Genomic DNA, 21,321 nt, shown 5'->3' with positions numbered 1-21,321 from the left:
GCACAAAAAGGTCGGTGTAGCTCTTTGAATTGCTGCCTGTTTCTGTCCCTAATCGATTCCGGTTAGGAACACATGCAGTGGCCTTTCGCTGCATTCCGCAGTCATCAATTTTCGCCTGCCGCATCGAACGCTGGATCAACCGGGACCTGCAGTGCTGTTGCCAGTTGGTTGGTCTTGGCGGCAAGCGAGATGACGCGCAGGAGGTCGGCGTGCTGCGCCTCTGTCATGCCCTTGGCCTTGGCCGCTGCTGTGTGAGAGTGGATGCAGTAGCCGCAGCCGTTGGTGACGGAAACGGCGATGTAGAGCATTTCCTTCACCAGCGGATCGAGGGCGGAGGGCGTCGCCATGACCGCCTTCACCTCGGCCCAGGTTCGTTCCAGGAGGTCCACGTCGAAGGCGAGCCAGAGCCACATATTGTTGATGAAATCCGATTTCCGCGTGGCGCGGATGTCGTCGAAGACCGCCTTTACGCGCGGGTCGGCTTCTGGATCGGGCGGCGGGACGACGGTGCTCATGCTTTCTCCCCGAGCTTACATTGCGTTTGCGTGACCGGTTGTCAGATGAGGGCGAAGACGCGGGCCGGGCCGCCGGTGCCGCCGCGGTGCTTCGGTGCACCGAGCACCAGGGTCGCGCCTTTGGCCGGCACCTTGTCGAGATTGGCCGCGGCTTCGAGCCCCCAGCGGCCTTGCGGCAGCCAGGCATAATGGGTGGCGAAATCCGGTGAGGCGCCGAAATCGAGCGAAAGCGTATCGACGGCGATGCCAGCGGCCTGCGTCTCTTCGAGCAGGAACTTGGCGGCCTCTACGTGGAAGCCCGGAAAATGGAGCTTGCCCTCGGCGTCGGCGTTGCGGAACTTGTCGGTTTCGAGATGGCCGGCCCAGCCGGAAAGCATGGCGACGCAGGCGTTTTCCGGGATATCGCCATTGGCGCCGATCCATGCCTTGATGTCGTCGGGCGTCACTTGCGCATCGGCATTGCCTGCCGCTTTCTCTCGGATATCGACGACGCAGAGCGGCACCACGAGCTTCTCGACCGGCAGTTCGGCGACTGACATGCCGTCGGCGGAGAAATGCAGCGGCGCATCGACGTGGGTACCAGTATGTTCGTTCACTCGGAGTTCGAACAGGTTGAACTTTTCCTTGGCGTAGCTGAACTTCTGTTCGCGGAAGAACTGCTGCTGTCCGAAGTAGGTCGGGAACTCCTCGTGGAGTTCATGGGTGAGATCGGTCACGCTCGTGTGGCCGGCCGCAAGTGCGGGCGGTGCTATTCCCATGCCGGCGGCGGCGATACCCGCCGTGCCGGTCGCGGCGGCGCGGAAAAAGCCGCGCCGCGACAGCATTCGCTGTTTTACCGATTCCATGACGCATGCATCGCACATTGTTCTTCTCCCCAGAATGAGTTGAATGCGGAAGCCGATCGGAAATGGTGAGGCCAAACGCAGCATAGCCCAGCCGCGAAGCCTGTAAACATCGGTTGTCCAGTAAAACTCCTGCAATCGCCGCTTGACGGGGCGCGCCATCATGCCGCCAACAAATTCGCTTTTATTACAATTGCGTAATGATGGCATTCCGAGATTGCCCGAAGGCACGCGAATAACCATACTCGGGCGCAAATCGGAACGCTCCGCCGGCACGGGCCGCGCTGGAGCGTGCTTTTCATTTGGAGATGTGAATGCGGCTTTGGAAGCAGCTGGCTGTCAGCTTCGTTGTGCTCACCGTGGGCGCGGTTGCCTGGGTGCGTTTCGCGCCCGGCGCAGGCGAAACGCTGGCGGCCATCGGCGTTTCGCACCCGCTGATCGATGCACTGTCGAAACCGCAGGATGGCGAAGGCGGAAGCGGTGGACGGCGCAACGGCGGGCGCGGGCAAGGTGGCCAAGGCGGCTTCGGAGATGCGGCGCTGGTCGTCGTCAGGCCGTCGGCAAGCGCGATCGTCAACGACAGGCTCAATGCCATCGGCAATGGCGAAGCGATTCACTCCGTCACCGTGACGCCGACGGCGACCGGCAATCTCACCGAAATTCTCGTAAGGTCCGGCGACAGGATCGCCAAGGGCCAGGTGATCGCCAGGCTCGATAGCGATGACCAGCGGATCGCCGCCGAGCAGGCGAGGCTCACGCGCGACAGCGCGCAGGAAAAGGTGCAGCGCTATCGCAATCTCAGCACGGCAAGGGCGGTGACGGCAGTCGAGGTCCGCGACGCGGAAATCGCGCTGCAGGCGGCAGAACTGGCGCTGAAAACGGCGGAGCTCGATCTCAGACGCCGCGACATCGTCGCGCCCTCGAAGGGCGTCGTCGGCATCATCACCGTCAATGTCGGTGATTATGTCACGACGTCGACGCCGATCGCGGTGGTGGACGACCGCTCGCAAATCCTTGTCGATTTCTGGGTGCCGGAACGCTTCGCCAGCAAGATTTTCGTCGGCCAGCCTGTGACCGCGAACGCAATCGCTCAAGCCGGGCGGCAGCTCGAAGGCGTGATCCACGCGATCGACAACCGTCTCGACCAGGCGAGCCGGACGCTTAGAGTCCGCGCGCGGCTCGAAAATCCCGATGACATGCTGCGGGCGGGCATGTCCTTCTCGGTCACCATGGCTTTCGACGGCGACCGTTATCCAACGGTCGATCCGCTGGCGATCCAGTGGAGTTCGGATGGATCCTATATCTGGCGGGTCAACGGTGACCGCAGCGAGCGGGTGCCGGTCAAGATCATTCAGCGCAATCCCGACAAGGTGCTTGTCGAGGCGACTCTTGCCGAGGGCGACCGCATCGTCACCGAGGGCGTGCAGCGCCTGCGCGACGGCGGCGCGGTGCGCATTGCCGGCGAAAACCGGCCCGAGCCTCAGCAGAAGGTCGCGGGAGAGGCGCAATGAACATCGGAATCGGCGGCCATCACGGCAAGGGGGGAGGCGAAGGGGGCAAGACCGGCTTTACCGCGCTCTTCATCCGCCGGCCGATCTTCGCGCTGGTGGTCAACACGCTGATCGTCGTTGCAGGCCTTGCCGCCTGGAACGGCATCGAAATTCGCGAACTGCCGCAGGTCGACCAGCCTGTCGTGTCGGTGACGACCGAATTCGAAGGCGCGTCGCCCGAAACCATCGATCGCGAGGTGACCTCGGTGATCGAGGGTGCCGTCTCGCGCGTCCAGGGCATCAAGGGCATTTCGTCCAGCTCCTCCTTCGGGCGCAGTCGCGTGACGCTCGAATTCTCCGACACCACCGATATCGGCCAGGCGGCGAACGATATCCGCGACGCACTCGGCCGGATCGCGGGCCAGTTGCCGGACGACGCCGAGGAGCCGCGGATCGTGAAGGCGGATTCCGACAGCCAGCCCATCATACGCCTGGCGCTGACCTCCGATACCATGACGATGGAGGACATGACGCTGCTGGTCGAGAACGAGATCAGTGATCGGCTGGCGGCTGTCGAGGGCGTCGCCGATGTCACCGCATACGGCGAGCAGGACAAGATCTTCCGCATCGACGTCAATCAGGCGAAGCTCGCCGGACGCGGCGTCACGGTCGCCAATCTTCGCGAGGCGCTCGCCGACGCCTCCTATGACGTGCCGGCCGGTTCGCTGACGAGCGCCAGCCAGGACATCTCGGTCCGCGCGACGGCGGACTTGCAGACACCCGAGCAGTTCGAAAATCTCATCCTCGGCGACAATGTCCGGCTGCGCGACGTCGCGACCGTGACGCTCGGCCCGGACACGGGCACGACGGCGCTGCGCTCCAACGGACGGCAGGGCATCGGCCTCGGCATCATCCGCCAGGCCCAGTCGAACACGGTCGATATCTCCGAAGGCGTGCGCAACGTGGTCGCCACGATCTCGTCGGACATCCTTCCCGAGGGGACGGAACTAAAGATCACCAGCGATGATGCGGTGTTCATCAACGGCGCAATCCACGAGGTCGAGATCGCGCTTGCCGTCGCCGTCTTCATTGTCACCTTCGTCATCTATCTCTTCCTGCTCGACTGGCGGGCGACGCTGATACCGGCGATTTCAATGCCGATCGCGTTGATAGGCACGCTCGCGGCAATTTACCTCGCCGGTTTTTCGATCAATATCCTGACGCTGCTGGCGATCGTGCTGGCGACCGGCCTCGTCGTGGACGATGCGATCGTGGTCCTGGAAAACATCGTGCGGCGCCGGGCGGAAGGGCTTGGCCCCCGCGCCGCCGCGGTGCACGGCACACTCGAGGTGTTCTTCGCGGTGCTGGCGACGACCGCGACGCTTGCCGCGGTCTTCGTCCCGCTCTCGTTCCTGCCGGGGCAGACGGGCGGGCTTTTCCGTGAATTCGGCTTCGTGCTCGCCTTCTCGATCCTGCTCTCATCCTTCGTATCGCTGACGCTCTGCCCCATGCTCGCCTCGCGCATGCTGACGAAGGAGGCTCACGCACATGAGGGCGTGATGCAGCGTTTTGGCGCGCGGGCCGCCTCCTTTTATCGCACGACGCTTCGCGCGTGCCTCAACGCCCCGCTCATCGTTTTCGTGGTCGCCGCCTTCTTTACCATGGCAGGGGCGGCAGGGTTCTTGACGCTGAAATCAGAACTGACGCCGAACGAAGACCGTTCGCAGGTCATGCTCAGGATCAACGCGCCGCAGGGCGTCTCGCTCGAATATGCGCAGGCCCAGATGCGTCGCATCGAGGAGGGGCTTCAGCCACTCGTCCGGTCCGGCGAGATCAGCAACGTCTTTTCGATCTCGGGGCAGGGCGGCTCGGCCAATAGCGGCTTCATGGTCCTGACGCTCGCCCCGTGGGAGGAGCGGGAGCGCACGCAGCAGCAGATCGTCGCCGACATAAACAAGGTGACCGCGGCCATTCCTTCCGTCCGCGCCTTCACCATCCAGGCGAACAGCCTCGGTATTCGCGGTGCCGGCAGCGGCCTCCAGGTGGCGCTGGTCGGAAACGATTATACGAAGCTCGGCGACGCGGCGGCAAAGCTCCTTCGCGCGATCGAGGACACCGGCCGCTTCGAGAACGTGCGGCTCAACTACGAGGCCAACCAGGCGCAATTGTCGGTGACGATCGACCGCGAGCGCGCCTCCGATCTCGGCGTCGACATCAGCGGCCTGTCCTGGGCGCTTCAGGCGATGCTCGACGGCAGCAGCGTCGTCGATATCTTCGTCGAGGGCGATGCCTATCCGGTCAAGCTGCTTTCGTCGACCACGCCGCTCAACGACCCGACGGACCTGCAGAACATCTTCGTCAAGGCCGGTGACGGCCGGATCGTGCCGATGTCGACCATCGCGACGATCGAGGAAAAGGCCGTGGCGCCGCAGCTCTCGCGCGAGTCGCAGCTTCGCGCCGTGTCGCTTTCGGCCGGCCTGAAATCGGACCTCGCGCTCGGCGAGGCGCTGTCGATGGTCGAGGAGATGGCGGAACCGCTGCTGCCGCCGGGATCGCGGGTGATGCCGCTGGCGGAAGCCGCGACACTCGACGAGAATGCCAATGGACTGTTCATCACCTTCGGCTTTGCGATCGTCATCATCTTCCTGGTGCTCGCAGCGCAGTTCGAAAGCTTCATCAGCGGTGTCATCATCATGTCGACCGTGCCGCTCGGGCTCGCTTGCGCCGTCTTCGCGATGATCGTGACCGGCAACACGCTGAACATCTACAGCCAGATCGGGCTCGTCATGCTGGTCGGCATCATGGCGAAGAACGGCATCCTGATCGTGGAGTTTGCCAATCAGCTGCGCGACCGCGGTCAGGATGTGCGCAGCGCCATCGAGAACGCCGCCAATATCCGCCTGAGGCCCGTGATGATGACGATGATCGCGACTGTCGTCGGTGCTGTACCGCTGGTTCTGGCGAGCGGGGCAGGGGCCGAGGCGCGCATCGCGCTCGGTTGGGTGCTCGTCGGCGGGCTCGGCCTTGCGGTGATCGTGACACTCTATCTCACGCCGGTCGCCTATCTCGTCATCGCGCGCTTCACCAAGCCGCACGCGGACGAGGAGCGCAAGCTGCACGAGGAAATGGACGCTGCCGCGGCAGCGGCTGAAGCCCTGTAATCTCGCGTCTAGCTCTGAAACGACCGGACGGAAAACCCGTTATGCACCTAGAATTGCTTAGAGCCGCAAATTGGCGCGGGCGTCGCTGCCCGCCGGCGCCCGGTCTCCAGCCGCGCTTTCGTACCTCCGCCTGATCAAGACGATCCCTGAAAAAGTCGCCACGCCGATCGCGCCGAGCGCAACCATTGCCCAGAGTGACGGGGTAACGCCCGTTCCGGCCATCGCCAGCGCCAGCGCGAAGGGAGCGAGGGCCGACGAAACCTGCCGCGCAGCGGTAACCCAGCCGAGCCGCGCACCGTATCCTTCGAGGCCGAACAGCTCGAGCGGCAGCGTGCCGCCGACGATGCTGGTGAGGCCGGAGCCAAGTCCGAACAGGATTGCGAAGACGATTGCCCCGGGCATCGACGGGTTCGTCGTCAAGAGAACGATGAGCGCGAGCGGCAGCAAAGTTGCGGCGATGAGCGCCAGCCAGACCTGCCGCAGACCGCGGCCGAACAGCATGTTGATGAGCCGGCTTGCCACCTGCGCCGGCCCGAAGAGGCTGGCGACGAGAAGACCGGCCGTTCCCATGCCGAGCGCCGCCATCAAAGGCACCATGTGGATGAGGATCGACGACAGGATGAAGCCTTCGACCGCAAAACCGGTGAGCATCAGCAGGAAAACGATGGAGCGGTCTTGCGATGCGACGGCGATCGGTCGTTCATGCGTTGCCGTCGTAATTGCTGCCAAGGATGGAGCGGCGACTGCCGCGCGGCGCGTCAACCGCGCGATCCAGGCATGGATCGGCAGGCAGAGGACAAGGTGCATCGCGGCAAAGGCGACGTAAACCTCTCGCCAGGAGAAGCTTTGATGCATCGCGCTCGTCAGCGGCCAAAAGAGCGTCGAGGCAAAGCCGGCGATCAAGGTCAGGTGCGTGATGCTTCGCTGCGCATTGCTGCCGCCGAACTGCACGATTGCGACGAAGGCGGCGCTATAGAGCACAAAGGAAGACGCGAGTTCCATCGCCACGAGCGCGAGCACGAAGGCCGAGCGGTCGGGCGCGGCCGCGCAGGCAACCAGCGCCACGGCCGCGCCGGCCGATCCAAGTGTCATGATGCGGCCGGCGCCGAAGCCGTCCGCCCATTTCCCCGCGATCGGCGCAAAGAGACCGCCGATGAGCAACGCGACGGAGAGCGCGCCGAAGACCCATTGCTCCGGCCATTCGAGTTCGCGCGCCATGTCGGGCGCGAGAATGCTGAAGCTGTAGTACAGCGTGCCGTAGCCGACGATCTGCGTCAGGCCCAAGGCCCAAAGCGCCGCGGCGGGTATCCTGCGTTCGCTCATCCGGCGATTTCCACGATCCGGTCGGTTCCGCGGTTCCTACAGCGCCGCGCGACGCGCAAGGGACGCTGTAGCACTTTGAATTGCTGCATGTTTTTGTCCTTAAATCGGCTCCGAATTGAGGAAACGTGCAGTTGGCATCGCCGCGGGCCCGCCGCAACCGCATCCTGACCTGTTGACCGCCTTCGCTTCGGCATCCGCGGCGCAGCAGGCATCGACGGCTGCGGGCGCCGGCCCGCCGCAGCACCCGGCGGAAGGATCGGCGCCCACAATATGGTCGGCGCTGCAAACACCGGTCTCCGGGAGCACGAGGCGCACCTCGCGTGCCGCTTTGTGGTCGCCGGCGATCTCGGCGACGACGGAGCGTACTTGCTCGTATCCGGTCGCCATCAGGAAGGTCGGCGCACGTCCATAGGATTTTGAACCGACGATCGTAAAACCCGGCTCCGGATGCGCGAGTTCGACAGCCCCGTGCGGCGGAACGGTGCCGCAGGAATGGAAATTCGGATCGATCAGCGGAGCGAGCGACGGCGGCGCTTCGACCGCTGGGTCCAGCGCAAGCCGCAGTTCCCGCAGGAACGAGAAGTCGGGCCGGAATCCGGTTGCGACGACGATTCGATCCACGGTGAGCGAGAACGGCTTGCCATCGAGCAGGGCCATCACGGCGAGGCGGCCTTCCCGCAGCGAAATGCGTTCGACGGCGAAGGGGGCCAGCATGGTGAGCCGGTTCTCGTTCATAGCCCGTCTGGCCGCAAGGCCGAGCGCACCACGGGCCGGCAACTGGTCGTTCAGCCCGCCGCCGAGCAACCGCTCGACGCCTTTGCGGCGGAGCGCCCAGAAAACCTCCGTTCCGGGCGCCGTCTCCTGAAGCTCCATCAGCGCCAGGGCGGTGTTGATGGCCGAGTGGCCACCGCCGATGACCAGCACGCGCTTGCCCGCATAGTCCGTGCGCCGCGCGCCGCCGACGTCGGGGATGCCGTAGGCGATCTGATCCCGCGCCGCAATCTCTCCGGTGACGGTCAGGCCGTCGATGCCGATCGGATTGGGCTGCGTCCAGGTGCCGGAGGCGTCGATGACTGCGCGGGCGCGGACCTGTTCTTCATTGCCGTTACTGTCTGTGAAGCGGACGATGAAGGGGGCTGTGGCACGGTTGACCGAGGAGACCTTGTCCAGCCCTTCGCGCGTGACGGCGACGACGCTCGAGCCGAGCCGGATGTTCGGCGCGATCGCGGGCAGGGCGGCAAGCGGTGCCAGATAGTCCCGCACGATTTCGCTTCCCGTCGGCAGTCCGTCGCCGGCGGGTGCCTGCCAACCTGCGGCCTCGAGGAGCGAGCGGGCGGCGGGGTCGATGTTGTAGGTCCAGGGCGAAAAGACCTGGACCTGGCCCCATTCCAGCAGGGAGGTCCCGACAGCATCGCCGCGTTCGAAGACGATCGGCTCGATGCCACGGGCGACGAGATGTGCGGCCGCGGCCAAACCGACCGGGCCTGCGCCGATAACGGCAACGGGAAGTGCGGCACTACTGCTCATGTCTTCTCCTTCCATATTTCTGGTATATTCGAATTATGCGAGCAAAAAAGGGGTCAAGCCGCGACCTCCTTCTCGGCCGTCCCGCATCGGGAATCGGCACAGCATTCATCGACGAGATAGCCGACCAGCGCCTGCATGCCGGGATAGTTCGCGCGGCAGATCAGCGTCGTCGCCTGCCGCTCCTGTGTCACAAGGCCGGTGTCGACCAGGCGCTTGAGGTGATGCGAGAGTGTAGACGCGGCGATTTCGAGCTTCTCCTGGATACGCCCGACGGCAAGCCCGTCCTCGCCCGCCCGGACGAGCGTCCGGTAGAGCTGCAAGCGCGTGGGATTGCCCAGTGCTTCGAGCTGGGCGGCTGCTTTTTCGAGTTTCATGGAAATAAACGTAACAGCGCTGAAGATGGAGTCAAGGCTATTTCGGTGGAATTCGAAATAGCCTCTGGCGTCAGATCGACTTTAGCGAAACCCGCTGCTCAAGCTTGGCGGCCTCTTCCTTCCGCTCGCTGTAGCGGTCGGTCAGATAGTCCGAGACGTCGCGGGTGAGGAGCGTGAACTTGACCAGTTCCTCGCAGACATCGACGACCCTGTCATAGTAGGAGGAGGGCTTCATGCGGCCGTCGGCGTCGAATTCCTGAAACGCCTTGGCGACGGAACTCTGGTTGGGAATGGTGATCATCCGCATCCAGCGGCCGAGCACGCGCATCTGGTTGACGGCATTGAAGGACTGCGAGCCGCCGGACACCTGCATGACGGCCAGTGTCTTTCCTTGCGTCGGGCGGATCGAGCCGACCGAAAGTGGTATCCAGTCGATCTGCGCCTTCATGATGCCGCTCATCGCGCCGTGACGCTCCGGGCTCACCCAGACCTGGCCCTCGGACCATTGGGAAAGCTCCCGAAGCTCGTGGACCTTGGGATGGCTTACGGGCGCAGCGTCCGGCAGCGGCAGTCCGGCCGGATCGAAGATACGCACCTCGCAGCCGAAATGCGTAAGCAGACGCGCCGCTTCCTGCGCCAGCAGCCGGCTGTAGGAAACCGCACGCAACGAGCCGTAGAGGATGAGGATGCGCGGCGGATGCGTCGCGAATGGCGGGCGCAGCGCCTCCCTGTCGGGAAGACGCAGGTGCTCCGCGGATACTGCTGGCAGATCAGACAATGCGCTTGCCTTCGTCGTTCAGTACCTTTTCGCCGTCCTCCTTGGTGAAGGGTCCCTTGTGGGTGTCCGGGAGGATTTCGAGCACAAGCTCGGAGGGCCGCGAGAGCCGGGTGCCGAGCGGCGTCACGACGAACGGGCGGTTGATCAGGATCGGGTGCTCGAGCATCGCGTCCAGCAACTGGTCGTCCGTCAATGCCGGATCGTCGAGGCCGAGTTCCTCATAGGGCGTGCCCTTCTCGCGGATCGCTTCGCGCACCGTCAGGCCTGCATCGGCGATCATCCGGACGAGTTCGTCGCGCGACGGCGGCGTCTTCAGATATTCGATGACGTTCGGCTCGATCCCGGCGTTGCGGATCATCGCCAGCGTGTTGCGGGAGGTGCCGCAGGCGGGATTGTGATAGATCTTGACGTCCATGGTCATTCAGCACCTTTCAGCTCGTTGAGCGCGTGAATTCTCGGTTTCTCCTCCGTCAGCATCCAGCCGGCAAGCGCCATCGCCAGCAATGCACCGAAAATCTCGGCGAGGATGAAGCCGGGCAGGTCGACGGGACGGATGCCCGCAAAGGTGTCCGACAGTGCGCGCGCTATCGCGACCGCCGGATTGGCGAAGGAGGTCGATGCGGTGAACCAGTAGGCGGCCGTGATATAGAGCCCGACCAGCCATGGAATGGCATCCGACCGGAACCGAAGCCCGGCGAGGATGGTAAGGACGAGGCCGAAGGCGGCGACTGCTTCGGCGAGCCACTGGCCGGTACCGGTGCGCGCGGTCGCGGAAATCTGAATCAACGGAAGCTCGAACATGGCGTGCGCGACGACCGATCCGGCGATGCCGCCGACGATCTGCGCGACGACATAGAAGAGTGCCGCGTTCGCCTCGATCTCGCGCCGGAGTGCAAAGACCATCGTCACGGCCGGGTTGAAATGCGCGCCGGAGAGTGGTCCGAGGACGGTGATCAGCACGACGAGGATCGCCCCCGTCGGGATGGTGTTGCCGAGCAGCGAAAGCGCCACATCGCCCGTGAGCTTGTCCGCCATGATGCCGGAGCCGACGACGGTGGCAACGAGCACGGCGGTGCCTAGCGCTTCGGCCGCGAGGCGGCGGGGGAGATCGAATGCCATCGTCGGTCAGCCCGCGTTCGGGCTATCGCGGCCGATCTCGTCGAGGCGCTGCTTGAGGGCGAGCTTGTCGAGAGAGCTCATCGGCAGGCTGGTGAAGGTCGAGATCCGGTTGTTCAGCATCCGATAGGCTTCGGCAAAGGCAAAGTGTTTTTCCGGCTCGCTGCCTTGCGCCGCGGCCGGATCCGGCACGCCCCAATGCGCAGATACCGGCTGCCCCGGCCAGACGGGGCAGGCTTCATTGGCGGCATCGTCGCAGACGGTGAAGACAAAATCCATTTTCGGTGCATCCGGAGTTGCGAACTCGTCCCAGCTTTTGGAGCGCGCGAAGGAAGTGTCGTAGTTGAGGCTCTGCAGGAGTTCCAGGGCGAGGGGATGAACCTTGCCCTTGGGTTGGGATCCGGCCGAAAATGCCTTGAACTTGCCTTGGCCGAGTCGATTGAGGAGCGCCTCGGCCATGATCGAACGCGAGGAATTGGCGGTGCAAAGAAAGAGAACGTTGAATGGCTTATGGTCGGTCACGGTTGTTCCTCCTCAACAATTGCAGGTTACGGCCTGGATGACCGGACGGCATAGTTCGGGATTGCCGTTGCAGCAGTCTTCCATGAGATAGGCGAGCAGATCGCGGAAGCCGGACATGTCGGCGACGTAACGCACCGTCCGCCCGTCGCGTTCGGCGTGCACGAGACCGGCTTGGTCAAGCACCTTCAGATGCGCCGAGGTGGTGTTCTGGACGGTGCCGATCCGCGCGGCGATCTCGCCGGCCGGAACGCCATCCGGTCCGGCGCGCACCAGAAGGCGGAAGACTTCGAGCCGGGTGTCCTGGCCAAGGGCGGCGAGCGCGGCGAGTGCCGTTTTCTTTTCCATATATCCACAAATCCAGATTTATCGATAAAATAGTCGCCATTCATGACGGTTTGATGACGGCTCAGAACCCACGCGATGCGGCAACCAGATAGATTGCCGCCGCTACCGCGCCGAGCGCGCTCCGGCCGGCATGGAGCGTGCCCCAGCGCACGAGAAGCGCACGGGTCTCATCGCCTGCCTCTTCCGGGCGCGTCGCTTCCAGGCGGCGATTGACAGGCATGATGGCGAGCAGGGTATAGGGCCAGTTCAAAATGATGATCGCCGCCCCGAGACCCCAGAGCGGATTGCCGGTCTGCCACCATGCCGAGGCGCCGAGGAGGCCGGAAACGATCGCGAGCGAAGCCTGCATCTCGAAGCCGCGCCGATAGGCGGGACCCCACTCGGCAAGCGCCGCGCGGTCATCGAGCCCGAGCCTCGCCGGCTGTTCGGCGACGTTGATGTAAATGGCGGCGCCGAAGAAGACGGACGCCGTGAGCAGGGCGAGCAATCCAAGCATGCGACCTTCTCCCTCAACGCGGACAACGGACGGCGCTGCAATAGATATATCATAGATGGGCTAATCGGCTCCGTGCGGCATTGCCCACATGATGCGGGTCGAAAGCGGACCTTGCTGCCGTTGCATCCATTCTGCTTACCGCCTCGCCAGCATTGGCAAGATCAAGCCCCATCCGGTCTCTTGAGGTGGTCCAGACGGTTCGAACCCCAACTTCTTGTAGACGGCTATCGCCCGTTCATTGTCTGGATGCGGATCGGTCGCGATCACAGGTGCGCCCTCATCGAAAAGAGCCTGCATTCTCATTCCGATAAACGCTGAACCATGTCCAACGCCGACCATTTCGGGGTCTCCGATATATTGATCAATTCCCCGCGACCCTTTGGGAAGACCGGCAAAATGGTGATCTTCCCATCCGTGCACCGTGTAGTCCTGCAAGAACGCAAAGGGCCGTTCGTTAATTGAAATGATCCAGCGAGCCACCCGAGGATCAACCAGTTCTGCTTCACCATGCGGCTCACCAGAACCCCACCATTCCAGGACATGCGGGTTCGACCGCCACGCCTTCAGTAAAGCGAGATCATCCAGGGTCGCTCTGCGAAACGCGTAAGGATTGGTCGCGAACATTAGATCACTCTAGCAGATTGTGCGACGGTGAGTATGGGCCGAATCCAGACGTCCTCGACTCAGCTATGAAAAATCGCTTGACGCCGACACGCCGACTAGAGAAGCACCGCCTGCTGCCAAACGAGGAAGGAGCACGGAGGGCCCGACGGCGCACTTGTGACAAGCCGGTATCACCGCCTGTGTTTTCGTGCTCCGCAAAGCCTCGGCACCGCGTGAACTTCTGGACAAATTGATTCCAATTTGCACAGTAGCGCCTTGAAATGTCAGCGCTTCCGATCCGGCCCGGCGCCTCTCGTCATGACATGGAACCACGGAAAGGCGAGGGTGCGCGTTTAGGCCCGGAGGTCATGACCATCTTTGTCTACTCGCTTGAGCGCTGTGCTCGGGCGGGGTCGGCTGCCGCATAATTCCTTAATTCGGCGTTGAATTGGGAATAAAATCGGTGGCAATTCAGAATGTTACAGTGACCTGGCGCGATTGGCCGAGACGCGGGGCGCTGGAGGGAAGGGGCGTTTTCGTGGCGTTGAAGGCAATCAAAGCGGGAACGAGAAACGAAAGCGGCATCGTTGCGGTGAAGGAGCTCCTTGCCGTCCGATTCGGCGACCGCTTCCATGCGAGCGAGGCGATCCGCGCCCAGCACACCCACACGACCACCTATATTCCGGCGCAATTGCCGGATGCCGTGGTCTTTCCCGAGAATGCCGCCGAAGTGCGCGAGATCGTCGAGATCGCCAGCGCGCACCGCGTGCCGCTGATCCCCTTCGGCACGGGCTCGTCGCTGGAAGGGCACGTGAATGCGCCGAACGGCGGTATATCGGTCGACATGATGCGGATGAACCGCGTTCTCGCCGTCAATGCAGAGGATCTTGATTGCACGGTCGAACCCGGCATTACGCGTGAAGAGCTGAACACTTATCTGCGCGATACCGGCCTCTTCTTTCCGATCGATCCGGGAGCGAACGCCTCGATCGGCGGCATGGCGTCGACGCGTGCCTCCGGCACCAACGCAGTGCGTTACGGCACGATGAAGGAAAACGTGCTCGCGGTGACGACCGTCGTCGCCGGCGGTCGCGAGATCTCGACCGGCCACCGGGCGCGCAAGTCCTCGGCCGGCTACGATCTGACGCGGCTCTTCGTCGGCGCGGAAGGCACACTCGGCATCATCACGTCGATCACGCTGCGCCTGCAAGGCATACCGGAAGTGATCTCCGGCGGCGTCTGCCCGTTCCCGACGATTGCGGACGCCTGCAACGCGGTGATCCTGACGATCCAGTCGGGTATTCCGGTGGCACGTATCGAACTGCTCGACGCGCTGCAGATGAAGGCGTGCAACGCCTATTCGAACCTCGGCTATCAGGAGACGCCGACGCTTTTCGTCGAGTTTCACGGCAGCGCCGAGAGCGTCGAGCTACAATCGCGCCAGTTCGCCGAAATAGCGTCGGAATTGGGGTCTACTGGTTTCATCTGGACGACCAATCCGGAAGAGCGGTCGCGACTCTGGAAGGCGCGGCACAACGCCTATTGGGCACAGAAGGGGCTGGTGCCCGGCGCCGCGATCCTTTCGACAGATGTTTGCGTACCGATTTCGCGACTTGCCGATTGCGTTGCGGCGACGCATGAGGATATCGCGGCACATGGGCTGGTCGCACCGATCGTCGGCCATGCGGGCGACGGCAACTTTCACGTCGGGCTGCTTTTCGACGACAAGGATCCAGCCGATGTTGCGCGGGCGGAAGCCTTCGTCGAGCGGCTGAACGCGCGGGCTCTATCGATGGACGGCACCTGCACGGGCGAACACGGAATCGGGCAGGGCAAGATGCCGTTTCTCGAGGCGGAACTTGGCGATGCGCTGGATCTGATGCGGCAGATCAAGCGCGCGCTCGATCCGGACAATATCTTCAACCCGGGCAAGATCTTTGCCTGACAGTGTGGGGCCGCCGCTTAATGATGCGAGTAGGGCGCGAATGAGACAGACGGGAATGTGACACGGTGCTGGCGCGAATTCTGGTTACCATTGGTGGGCTGCTTGTCGTCGCGCTTTTTGCGGCGTTGATCGCGCCATTGTTCATCGATTGGACCGACTTCCGCAAAGATTTCGAGCGCGAGGCAAGCCGCATCATGGGCAAGCCGGTGGTCGTCCACGGCAGTGTCGATGCGCGGCTGATCCCGTTCCCGACGGTGACTCTCAATGATGTTCGCGTCGGCCCCGCAGAGGGCGGCGCGCCGATCATCCAGGTCGCGCAGTTCTCGATGAGCGCCGAGCTGGCGCCGTTCCTGAGCGGCGAGGCGCTGATCTTCGACATGCGGCTCGACCGTCCGAAGGCAAGAATCCGCCTCCAGCCGGACGGTACGCTCGACTGGGCGCGCGGCCGGCGCGCATCGATCCCGGCAAGCACGGTCGTTCTCGAAAAGGTCGAGATCGTCGATGGTGAGATCGAGTTCATCGACGAGCAGACGGGGCGTACCCGCCGCGTCAGCGATCTTTCCGCCGATCTGTCGGCACGCTCTCTTGCCGGTCCGTGGAAGGTCGAGGGTCGCGCGGCGCTCGACGGCGAGGCCGGCAGTTTCGCCTTTTCCACGAACGAGGTGAACGAGGAGGGGGCGCTGAGCCTCCGGGCGCGGCTGACGCCGGACAAGCGGCCGTTCGGCGTCGAGCTCGACGGCGATCTCAAGGTCGTCGACTTCAAGCCGGTCTACGGCGGCCGGTTCACGCTGACGGAAAATCGGCCGGCGGACGAGGCTGAGGACAGTGGCGCCGCCTTGCGCATCAACGGCGATTTCCAGCTCACCAACGAGAGCATCCGCGTTCCGGAATACCGTTTCGAGGTTGGGCCGCCGGAAGATCCCTATGTCGTCACGGGCGAGGCGACGCTCGACACCGGCAAGGACCAGAAATTTCTGCTGATCGCCGACGGTCAGCAGATCGACGTCAGCCGCATCGGCAATTCCGGCCGCAGAGGCAAGACCGGCCGCGACCCCGCCATTTCGCTGCGCCAGCGGGTCGAAGCGATGTTGGCGATCGCCGCCGACATTCCTATTCCGCAGGTGCCGGGCCGGGCCAGCCTCAAGCTGCCGGCAATCGTTATCGGCGATACGACGCTTCGCGACGTGCGTCTCGACGTCAGGCCGGACGGCGCCGGCTGGATCGTGGAGAATGCGGTGGCGCTCCTGCCCGGGCGGACGCAAATGGAAGCCAGCGGGCGGCTGAACCTCAAGGAGCAGCGCGCCTTCCGCGGCGACATCCTGATTGCCTCCAACCAGCCTTCGGGACTGGCGAACTGGCTGGCGGGGTCGGTGGACCCGGCGATCCGCAAGCTGAAGACAGCCGGTTTCGCCGCAACCGTGAACCTGACGGATACGCTGCAGCAATTCGAGAGCCTTGAGGTGGCGGCAGGGCCCGCGACGCTCCGGGGGCGGATCGAACGCCAGTCCTTCGCGGAGCAGCAGCCGAGCCTTTCGCTGCAGCTCAAGGGCAACCGCATCGATCTGGAGGCACTGCAGGCACTGGCCGGTCTCGTCGCCGGTGATGCGTCGACCGGAACCCTGCTGCAGCACGCGATCGCCGCCGATCTCTCTGCCGAGGCTTTTTCCGCCTTTGGTGAGGAGGCGCGGGACGTGCAGGCGGTGCTGACCCTCAAGAACGGACAGTTGCAGGCGGAGCGGGTGGCGATCGGCTCGCTTTCCGGCGCGCAGCTCGCCCTTTCCGGTCGGATGAGCGGTGGCTTCGATCAGCCGGTGCTCTCGGCGAAGATGAAGCTCGCCGCAAAGGACCTGACGCCCTTCCTCGAAATGATCGGCCGGCACACGGTCGCCCATCCGGCGCTGCAACGGCTCATCAGAGCCGGCCCCTATTATTCCGATGCCGCGTTCGACGTGACGCTGACGGCCGGCAGCAACGAGGGCAGCGCGCCCGTCACCTTCGGCGTGATCGGCACCGCCAACGGCGGCAAGATCGCCGCAAGCTACCAGGCACCCGATGTCGCCCAGGCGCTCGCCGGCAAGGGCATGCTGCTGGAGGCGACGCTCGAGAATCCGCACACGCCCGTCCTCATCGGCCAGGCGGGCTTCGATCCGCTGCCGTTCGACGCCGATGCGAACGGTATCCTGGCGATTAAGCTGCAGAGCACCGAGGGTTCCAAGGCGAACGGAACGCTGACCTTCACCACCGAGAAGACGTCGCTCGCTGCCAAGGGTGTCTTCGATCTTGCCCGCGACCACTATCTCGAGGGCCAGGCGAAGCTGACGCTGCAGACGGAGGATCTGGAGCCATTCCTGCTTCTTCAGGGAATCGGATTGCCGCAGATGGGCAGCGGACTGCCGGTGACGCTGTCGACCGACATCACGACCGATGCGGAAAAAATTGCGCTCTCGGCGATCGAAGGCAAGGTCGACCAGAATGCCTTTACCGGCGCGCTGGCGATCGATCGAAAGACGGCCGGCAAGGCCGTCGGCGAACTTGCGCTGGATACGCTCGATCTCGCTTGGCTCGGCGAGGGCATCCTCGGTCAGTTCGAGGATGTGTCGATCGGCGGATTGTCGAAGGCACCGGTCGCGCAGCCGGCCTGGAGCGGCTTCGACGTTGCGTTGAACGTTACCGCGAAGCAGTTCTGGCCGGGCGTCTACGGTCCGGTCACCGGCTTTGCCGGAAGACTCGAATGGAAGGGCGACGAGATCGCCGTGAGCGATGCCACCGGCGAGTGGTTGGGGGGCAAGCTCGAGGGGCGGCTGCAAATCGGCAACGCCAATGGCTCGGGCTTCCTGCGCTCGCGCTTCGATCTCAAGGGTGCCGATCTCGCCGCTGCCGGATGGGCGCGCGAAAGCGGCCCGGTGGCGACCGGCCGGTTCGACCTGGCGGTTGCGATGGAGGCTTCGGGCGCGACCCCCCGCGCGATGGCGCATTCGGCGAGCGGGTCGGGAACCGCGACGTTCAACGGCGTTACGCTGAACGGCATCAACACGGCAGCGCTGCCGCCCCTGATGGCCGCTGCCGATGCCATGAAGACCGAGATCTCGCCTGAGGCGATCCGCAAGGCGGCAGAGAAACTGCTCTTTACCGGTCAGTCGGTTGTCGGTGTCGTCAAGGTGCCCTTCAGCGTTGCCGGCGGCACGGTCAGGGCGCAGAACGTCACGGCGGCCGATGGCAACGCCGCGTTCACCGGCGAGGCATCGTTCGATCTTGCTGATCAACGCATGAACGGCGTGATCGACCTGGAGTTCCGGCCAGGCGAAGAGGCGCTTGCCGGCGCCGAACCGCGTGTGCGCTTCGGCTATGGCGGGCTGCTGGATGCGCCCGGTGTCACGGTCGACGTCACCGATCTTTCGAATTTCCTGTCGCTGAGGGCCTTCGAGCGGGAGCGGCGGCGCGTGGAAATGCTTCAGGCGAATGTGCTCGAGAAGCAGCGGCTTCGCCGCGAGGTGGCGCTTTACAAGGCACGCGCGGCCGAACGCGAGATTGCCCGGCGGAGGGCGATCGCCGAGGAACGCCACCGCCAGGCCGCGGCGGCCGAGGCGGCCCGGATGAAGGCCGAGGCCGAGGCGCGTGCTGCTACCGAACGGCGCGCAGCCGAGGAATTGCGCCTGCGCCTGCGGCAACTTCCGCCGCGCAGTGCCGTCGAGCAGACGCCGCCTGCGCGAAACGTCGAGCGCGTCAACCCGCCGCCGCCAACCGGCGGCAGCGTAACCGACGAGAATGCCGGCCCGCCGGCCGGGCAGGGCCTGAACTTCGACATGCTGCCGGAAATCACGGTGCAATAAGCGGGATGAGGAAAAGTGCGGAGCGGTTTTCCGCCCGCATCCCGCGTCAAGCAAGCAAATCGGGATGAGGAAAAGTGCGGGCGGTTTTCCGCCCCGCCCGCATCCCGCGTCAAGCAAGCGAATCGGGATGAGGAAAAGAGCGGAGCGGTTTTCCGCCCGCATCCGCGTCAAGCAAGCAAATCGGGACGAGGAAAAGTGCGCAGCGGTTTTCCGCCCGCATTCAGCACCCCCGGCGCCAAAAAACGGCAAACATCCCTAGAATTTTAGTGGCCCACTTGAAGCCGCATTAGCATCCCTCGGGGCACAATGTGCCTACAACTGGGGTTGCGAGATGAAATCGCTTGAGCTGGGGCTTGATCGCCGCGCAGTCGTCTGGATCGTGAACTGTACCCTCGGTGGTACCGTCGGCTGCACGGCGATCGCCATGCTCATCACCTATTATTGCACTGCCCGCTTCGGTGCGGAGGTAATGGCCACGACGCTCAGGCTTGCGTTCTACATTCCCTTGCTTCTGGCCATACCGCTCTTTGCCTTCATCGGCGTCAAGATGCAGCAACTGGCACTGGCCAACCGGCTCCTCATGCAGGCAAGCCGCTATGACGGTTTGACGGGTTGCCTCAACCGCAGCGCCTTCACTGCTGATGTCATCGACTTTTTCGCGAAGCAGGATCTCACGTCGTTTCCGCCGACATCGGCGCTCCTGATCCTCGATGCCGACCATTTCAAGAAGATCAATGATTGCCATGGCCACCTTGCCGGCGATGCGGCGCTCGTTGCAATTGCTGCGGTACTGCGCGGTGCCATCGGCGAGCACGGTGTGGTCGGGCGGCTCGGCGGCGAGGAATTCGGGGTTTTCGTGCGCTCGACCGATGCGGGCGCGGTCGGCGGATTGGCGGAGCGCATCCGCCTTGGTGTCGCAGAGGATGGGCTACCGGAAGGCGGCTGCGCAGATGCGGTCACCGTCAGCATCGGCATTGCCCTCTTCACCTATCCGGCCGTCTACGAGGACATTTTCAAGATTGCCGACGATCAGCTTTATATCGCCAAGGGCGCCGGGCGGAACTGTGTCTGCATGATGGAGCACTCGCACATGCCAGGCGGCATACGCGCCATGGCTGAGCAATTGCGCAGCGGTTTTGCGGAGTTCGACGCCCGGCCGCGCGCGGACCGCACAGGAGAGGGCGGTCAGCCGTGGCAGCTGGCAGGGCGCTGATCCATATGCAGCTCGCCACAGCGTCGTGCATCTTCTAAGACGCACAATGGTCGCTGTAACGATTTGAATTGCTGTATGATCTATCCTCAAATCGATTCCGATTTAAAGAATCATGCAGTGGCGTGCGATTTTACCCAGGCGAGGACGTAGACGCGGAGCGCCGAGGAGAGATTGCCGTCAGGGTCGCGCCCGTCGTCGACCTCGGCAATCAGCCGGGCAAGCGGCATGCCACGGTTCTGGGCAATCGATTTCAATTCCTGCCAGAACGGTTCTTCGAGGGTGATGCTCGTTCTATGTCCGTGCAGGGTGGCGGAATGCTTGACGATCGTCATCGCTCATAAACCGATTCAAGGCGTTGGCACTCCGATTCCGAAGCCTGGCTCAAGTCTTTGCGCCCGAATCGTTTTTCAGGGCTGCCGACGACGCGGATGCTGCGGCGACCGTCTCTTTAGACGCACGGTGCCGGTCAAGTCTTTTCCGTGTCGGGGATGCCGTCCGCCGAACGCGCGATGGCCGGCGTTTCCAGCCGGCCCTGGTCGAGCGTCTTCGACGCCTTTTCGTTCAGGGCGCGGGTGAGCGACTTTTCTGTCTTGGTACGGCCGAAGGCGACACGGTTCTGCTCGGCCTGCTTTTCCTTCTCGGAGCGGGCCTGCTTCTTGCGGAACTGGCGCAGGTTGACGATCTCGCCGGCCATGGGCCGCCTCCGTATCGGTCAGTTCTTTTTGCGGAAGGAGTCGAGCGAGACGACCGAGGCACCGCCGTTTTTCGGTTCAGCCGGCTTTTCAGTGCTCTTCTCGGCGGGTTCGTCGTCACCTTCGCTGACCGGGTAGGCGGTGATCTCCGCCGTTTCCTCTTCTTCCTCGGCGGCGGCGACGTCGAACTCCAGTTCGAAATTGACCGACGGGTCGTAGAAGCCGCGGACGGCGTTGAAGGGGATGACAAGTTTCTCCGGCGTGTCGGAGAAGGAGAGGCCGATCTCGAAGCCGGCCTCGCTGACCTTGAGGTCCCAGAACTGATGCTGAACGACGATCGTCATCTGTTCAGGATATTTCGCCTTCAGATGCTGCGAGATGCGCACGCCGGGGGCGCCGGTCAGAAAGGTGATGAAGAAATGGTGGTCGCCGGGCAGATGACCCGTGGCTGCGACTTCGGCCAGCACCTTGCGAATGACACCGCGAAGCGCGTCCTGCGCCAGAATGTCGTAGCGTATGTGGTCCTGGCCCATATGATCCCCGTCTTCT

The 21,321-nt window shown here is 63.7% G+C and carries 20 protein-coding genes; 5 read left to right on the top strand and 15 right to left on the bottom strand.

Annotation, left to right across the window (positions count from 1 at the left end):
- Positions 1–104: 104 nt before the first annotated feature.
- Together QN224_RS16400 and QN224_RS16395 are read right to left on the bottom strand one after the other, a co-directional pair.
- On the bottom strand, positions 105–515 hold the full coding sequence (locus QN224_RS16400; RefSeq protein ID WP_283977560.1) for a carboxymuconolactone decarboxylase family protein: 411 nt from the start codon (positions 513–515) through the stop codon (positions 105–107).
- Positions 516–556: 41 nt separating this feature from the next.
- Entirely contained in the window at positions 557–1,378 is an 822-nt protein-coding gene (locus QN224_RS16395; protein WP_283977559.1) for a cyclase family protein, read from the bottom strand.
- Between the two features lie 293 nt (positions 1,379–1,671).
- Between QN224_RS16395 and QN224_RS16390 the strand changes: the two genes are divergently transcribed.
- Positions 1,672–2,868: an efflux RND transporter periplasmic adaptor subunit gene (locus QN224_RS16390; protein ID WP_283977558.1), complete on the top strand. Its 1,197-nt coding sequence runs from the start codon at positions 1,672–1,674 to the stop codon at positions 2,866–2,868.
- The gene (locus tag QN224_RS16385) at positions 2,865–6,008 is read left to right on the top strand and encodes an efflux RND transporter permease subunit (RefSeq protein ID WP_283977557.1); all 3,144 of its coding nucleotides are present in this window, start codon (positions 2,865–2,867) and stop codon (positions 6,006–6,008) included. The genes QN224_RS16390 and QN224_RS16385 overlap by 4 nt, the downstream gene beginning before the upstream one ends.
- 57 nt (positions 6,009–6,065) lie before the next feature.
- Here QN224_RS16385 and arsK read toward each other — a convergent pair whose 3' ends face one another.
- From arsK to QN224_RS16335, 10 genes are all read right to left on the bottom strand, one after another.
- Positions 6,066–7,331 (bottom strand): arsenite efflux MFS transporter ArsK, encoded by a 1,266-nt coding sequence (arsK, locus tag QN224_RS16380; RefSeq protein WP_283977556.1) that lies wholly within the window; start codon positions 7,329–7,331, stop codon positions 6,066–6,068.
- Positions 7,332–7,430: 99 nt separating this feature from the next.
- The gene (locus QN224_RS16375) at positions 7,431–8,858 is read right to left on the bottom strand and encodes an FAD-dependent oxidoreductase (protein WP_283977555.1); all 1,428 of its coding nucleotides are present in this window, start codon (positions 8,856–8,858) and stop codon (positions 7,431–7,433) included.
- A gap of 53 nt (positions 8,859–8,911) precedes the next feature.
- A complete protein-coding gene (locus QN224_RS16370) occupies positions 8,912–9,232 on the bottom strand; it encodes a helix-turn-helix transcriptional regulator (protein WP_173509791.1) in 321 nt (106 codons plus the stop codon).
- 70 nt (positions 9,233–9,302) lie between these two features.
- Positions 9,303–10,010, bottom strand: coding sequence for an arsenical resistance protein ArsH (gene arsH, locus QN224_RS16365; protein WP_283977554.1), 708 nt, complete (start codon positions 10,008–10,010; stop codon positions 9,303–9,305).
- The gene (gene arsC / locus QN224_RS16360) at positions 10,003–10,431 is read right to left on the bottom strand and encodes an arsenate reductase (glutaredoxin) (RefSeq protein WP_283977553.1); all 429 of its coding nucleotides are present in this window, start codon (positions 10,429–10,431) and stop codon (positions 10,003–10,005) included. Before arsC ends, arsH begins: the two co-directional genes overlap by 8 nt.
- Entirely contained in the window at positions 10,428–11,129 is a 702-nt protein-coding gene (locus QN224_RS16355; RefSeq protein WP_173509793.1) for an MIP/aquaporin family protein, read from the bottom strand. Before QN224_RS16355 ends, arsC begins: the two co-directional genes overlap by 4 nt.
- A gap of 6 nt (positions 11,130–11,135) precedes the next feature.
- Positions 11,136–11,648 carry an arsenate reductase ArsC gene (locus QN224_RS16350; RefSeq protein ID WP_283977552.1) on the bottom strand — a complete coding sequence of 171 codons (513 nt, stop codon included), beginning with the start codon at positions 11,646–11,648 and terminating at the stop codon, positions 11,136–11,138.
- Positions 11,649–11,660: 12 nt separating this feature from the next.
- A complete protein-coding gene (locus tag QN224_RS16345) occupies positions 11,661–11,993 on the bottom strand; it encodes a helix-turn-helix transcriptional regulator (RefSeq protein WP_283977551.1) in 333 nt (110 codons plus the stop codon).
- 61 nt (positions 11,994–12,054) lie between these two features.
- Positions 12,055–12,489 (bottom strand): DUF1772 domain-containing protein, encoded by a 435-nt coding sequence (locus tag QN224_RS16340; RefSeq protein ID WP_173509796.1) that lies wholly within the window; start codon positions 12,487–12,489, stop codon positions 12,055–12,057.
- Between the two features lie 135 nt (positions 12,490–12,624).
- Positions 12,625–13,113, bottom strand: a complete 489-nt coding sequence (locus tag QN224_RS16335; protein ID WP_283977550.1) for a GNAT family N-acetyltransferase — start codon at positions 13,111–13,113, stop codon at positions 12,625–12,627.
- A 517-nt stretch (positions 13,114–13,630) separates the two neighbouring features.
- Here QN224_RS16335 and QN224_RS16330 point away from each other — a divergent pair.
- The 3 genes from QN224_RS16330 to QN224_RS16320 all read left to right on the top strand — a co-directional run bounded on the left by QN224_RS16330 (position 13,631) and on the right by QN224_RS16320 (position 20,080).
- On the top strand, positions 13,631–15,037 hold the full coding sequence (locus QN224_RS16330) for an FAD-linked oxidase C-terminal domain-containing protein (protein ID WP_283977795.1): 1,407 nt from the start codon (positions 13,631–13,633) through the stop codon (positions 15,035–15,037).
- Positions 15,038–15,102: 65 nt separating this feature from the next.
- On the top strand, positions 15,103–18,867 hold the full coding sequence (locus QN224_RS16325) for an AsmA-like C-terminal region-containing protein (protein ID WP_283977549.1): 3,765 nt from the start codon (positions 15,103–15,105) through the stop codon (positions 18,865–18,867).
- 331 nt (positions 18,868–19,198) lie between these two features.
- A complete protein-coding gene (locus tag QN224_RS16320) occupies positions 19,199–20,080 on the top strand; it encodes a GGDEF domain-containing protein (protein ID WP_283977548.1) in 882 nt (293 codons plus the stop codon).
- A gap of 110 nt (positions 20,081–20,190) precedes the next feature.
- On the opposite strand, the gene QN224_RS16315 is transcribed toward QN224_RS16320, so the two are convergent.
- The 3 genes from QN224_RS16315 to QN224_RS16305 form a co-directional block, all read right to left on the bottom strand.
- On the bottom strand, positions 20,191–20,412 hold the full coding sequence (locus QN224_RS16315; protein WP_283977547.1) for a ribbon-helix-helix domain-containing protein: 222 nt from the start codon (positions 20,410–20,412) through the stop codon (positions 20,191–20,193).
- A gap of 134 nt (positions 20,413–20,546) precedes the next feature.
- Positions 20,547–20,774, bottom strand: a complete 228-nt coding sequence (locus tag QN224_RS16310) for a DUF4169 family protein (RefSeq protein ID WP_283977546.1) — start codon at positions 20,772–20,774, stop codon at positions 20,547–20,549.
- 18 nt (positions 20,775–20,792) lie between these two features.
- A complete protein-coding gene (locus tag QN224_RS16305) occupies positions 20,793–21,305 on the bottom strand; it encodes an SspB family protein (protein ID WP_283977545.1) in 513 nt (170 codons plus the stop codon).
- Between the last annotated feature and the right edge of the window lie 16 nt (positions 21,306–21,321).

It is taken from the genome of Sinorhizobium sp. 7-81, from assembly GCF_030124405.1.
Taxonomy (GTDB): domain Bacteria; phylum Pseudomonadota; class Alphaproteobacteria; order Rhizobiales; family Rhizobiaceae; genus Sinorhizobium; species Sinorhizobium psoraleae.
The sequence above is the reverse complement of the archived record's forward strand: the minus strand, read 5'-3'. Positions and strand labels throughout refer to the sequence as shown.